We start from the raw sequence: 3,092 nt of genomic DNA, 5'->3' as shown, positions 1-3,092 counted from the left end.
CCTTCCAGCCCCAGTAGGTCCACGTGCCGGCCAGCCGGTCGAACACCTGCCGCGAATCGTGCTCGCTCACGGTGCGCGCCGAGGGGGCGATGTCGCCCATCGCCTCGTCGTCGGCGACCGAGCGCCACAGGAACTCCGGCACGCCTTCCTCGGCCACGCGCTTCAGGCGCGCCGGCACGCCGGCCTTGCGGAAGTACTTCTGGGCCAGCACGTCGCAGGCCACCTGGCTCCACGACACCGGAACCTCGATGTCGGCGAGCCGGAACACGACCGAACCGTCGGGATTGCGGATCTCGCTCAGCGCCTTGCGAAATTCGATCCCGTCATAGGCCCCGCCGGTCTCGCTGGTATAGCGCCGTTCGATCCGCATTCCCGTCGTCCTCGATCTCGCCTGTCAGGCGTTGCGTTTGCCGCCCCGGCAGCGCGGAAGCATCCGCTTTCCGGCCGGGCGGCCGCTCCCGACGCTGCCCGCATGAAGGGGCGGCGTCCGTGCAATCAGTCGTGCCGGCCCCTGCGGAGGCGGCGTTGCGTCAGGACCCGGGCCAGACGCCGACATGCCACAGCATGTTGCGTTCGATGGTGAACCGAAGCCCTAAATAGAGTGTTTCATCCCGTCCTCCGGACGGTTCCACGCGGGGTGGGACGTGTCGCCCGCACCGGCAGGAGCCGGCCGCACAAAAACACCGTCCGCGCCCGGCTGGCGGGGGCGGACGCTACGCATCTTGACGGAACACCAGAAAGACCCGGCCGCGGTTCAATACAAGCACGCCCGCCGGCCGGGCATGGGGAGAGACTAGGGCGAGTCTGGGGCGCTGGTCAAGGGATTGGCTATCGCTTGTGTCGGATGGCGGGCTTCTGCACTAAATATGGTGGTTAAGAGAAGGTTACTTTTCCACCATATCCCCAGCCGGCGCAGATCAGGCGTTCGTGACGACGCTGCGCACTTGACTGTTGACGCGCGGACGCGGCCGGCTTTTGCGGGCCTCGGGGAGGCCGCCTTCCGCGCGGCGAGGGGCCGCGCCCGCCGGTGGCGCCAACCACTGGACAAGACGGCCTTTTCGGTGCGATGGTCCGGCAAACGTCCGGGGCGTCAGCCGTGCCGGGCGGGCTTTCAGTCGTCTCGGACAGGCGTCGCACGCGATGAAGAAATTCCTTCTCCACTTCTTCTCCTGGTGGAACGACTACACCTTCGGCACGAAGTTCTACACCAAGCGCTTCGGAGAGAAGGTGGGCGAGGACGAGCAGGGCAACGTCTACTATCGCCAGAAGTCGAAGACCATTTCGCCGGACTTCCGCTTCGAGCGGCGCTGGGTCATCTATAACGGCCCGGTCGAGGCGAGCCGCATTCCGCCGGGCTGGTGGGGCTGGATCCATCATCGCCACGATACGCCGCCCTCGGAAGAAGCCTACACCCCGCGCCCCTGGCAGAAGCCGCACCGCGCCAACATGACCGGCACGCGCGAGGCCTATCGCCCGCTCGGCTCGCTGGCCGGCGAGGGGCACCGCCCGCAGGCGACCGGCGATTACGACGCCTGGACGCCGGGCTGAGTCGCCGGGCTGAGCAGGCCCGCCGGGCGGCCGGAATTCCGGCTGCGATTTCAGATCGAAGGGCCGGAGCGGCTGCCGCTCCGGCCCTTCGTGTTTTTCAGCCCCGTCTTTTCGGCCCCCCGTCGCGTCTCTCCGGATGCCTCGCCCGTCACGCTTCACCGGTCGCGCTTCACCTGTCGCGCTTGCCTGCGGTGTGATCCCGGTCTTTCATTCGAAGCGGAACGGGGCAATCGTGCGCGTGTGCTCCTCGATCAGCAGTGTCTTGGAGAACGGCGGCATGGAGCGCTGGGTGCAGTCCGGCCGGTCGCAGAGCCGGCAGTTGATGCCGATCGGCGTGGCATTCGGCTGCGCGAGGTCGAGGCCGCGGGCATAGACGAGGCGCTGGGCGTGTTTCAGCTCGCAGCCGAGCCCCAGCGCAAGTTCTGCTTCAGAATTCACCCATGACGACACCACCCGGCTGATGGCGCGCGCGATGGTGAAATAGCGCGTGCCGTCAGGCATCTCGACAACCTGCGTGAAGATGCGATTCGGAATCTTGAAGGTGGAGTGGATCGCCCACAGCGGGCAGGTGCCGCCGAATCGGGAGAACGGGAAGTTCGCCGCCGAAAAGCGCTTGGAGACGTTGCCGGCCGAATCGACCCGCAGCATGAAGAACGGCACCCCGCGCTGGGTGGCGCGCGACAGGGTGGTGAGGCGGTGGCAGACCTGCTCGAAGCTGGCGCCGAACCGCGCCCCCAGCACCTGAATGTCGTAGCCGAGATTCTCCGCTCCGTTCAGGAACGGGCCGTAAGGCATCATCAGCGCGCCGGCGGCATAGTTGGCCAGATTGACGCGCAGCAGGCGGCGGGTCGCCACCGATGCGATGCCGGCCTTTTCGCTGAGATGATCGAGAATGGCGCCGAACTCCAGCAGCACAAGCTGGAAGGCGGCCGAGAAAATGCGGCCGGGAGTATCCAGCATCTCCGAAATGAGAAGCTGGCGGCGGTGGCGGTCGAAGCGGCGCAGCGCGCGCGGCATCACGTCCACCGGCAGCACGCGCAGGGTGATGCCGTGCTTCTCGCGCAGTCGCTCGCGAATCGCCTGCAGCGGATCGGGGGCGATTCCCGCCAGCGTGCCGGCCAGCGTTTCGGCGGCCTCCTCGATAGCGGGGAAGTGATTGCGCTGGTCCTGAATATAGTCGCGCACGATCTCCACGGCGTCCTCGGCCCCGGGCGAGAGCGTGTCGCGGTCGGCAACGCGGTGGGTCTCGGTCTCCGCCTGCCGCTTGGCATCGAGATAGGCGCGGTAGAGGCGGGCGAAGGCATCGCCGATGCCGGGTGCGGCCGAGGCCAGCTCGACGATTTCGTGATGCGGCACCGGCGTTTCGCGAAACAGCGGATCGGCCAGCACTTCCGCCAGATCGACAACCGCACGTTGGTCCGCCTCGCCGGCGAGGGCGCGCAAGTCGATTTCGTAAACCTCTGCCAGCTTTAACAGAAATTGCGCCGTGACCGGGCGCTGGTTGCGCTCGATCAGGTTGAGATAGCTGGCGCTGACGGAAAGTT

At 67.0% G+C, this 3,092-nt stretch carries 3 protein-coding genes; 1 reads left to right on the top strand and 2 read right to left on the bottom strand.

Annotation, left to right across the window (positions count from 1 at the left end; genetic code table 11):
• Positions 1 to 370, bottom strand: a 370-nt coding sequence (locus tag V7067_RS16870; RefSeq protein ID WP_334177052.1) for a hypothetical protein, incomplete at its 3' end; no start/stop codon positions are given.
• A gap of 770 nt (positions 371 to 1,140) precedes the next feature.
• Between V7067_RS16870 and V7067_RS16865 the strand changes: the two genes are divergently transcribed.
• Positions 1,141 to 1,548 carry an NADH:ubiquinone oxidoreductase subunit NDUFA12 gene (locus tag V7067_RS16865; protein WP_334177051.1) on the top strand — a complete coding sequence of 136 codons (408 nt, stop codon included), beginning with the start codon at positions 1,141 to 1,143 and terminating at the stop codon, positions 1,546 to 1,548.
• 207 nt (positions 1,549 to 1,755) lie between these two features.
• Here V7067_RS16865 and V7067_RS16860 read toward each other — a convergent pair.
• A partial coding sequence (locus tag V7067_RS16860) for a short-chain fatty acyl-CoA regulator family protein (RefSeq protein ID WP_334177050.1) occupies positions 1,756 to 3,092 on the bottom strand: 1,337 nt, incomplete at its 5' end.

The organism is Pseudoxanthobacter sp., assembly GCF_036822375.1.
GTDB lineage: Bacteria > Pseudomonadota > Alphaproteobacteria > Rhizobiales > Segnochrobactraceae > Pseudoxanthobacter.
Note: the sequence above shows the minus strand (reverse complement) of the source record. Positions and strands in the feature narration are given on the sequence as shown.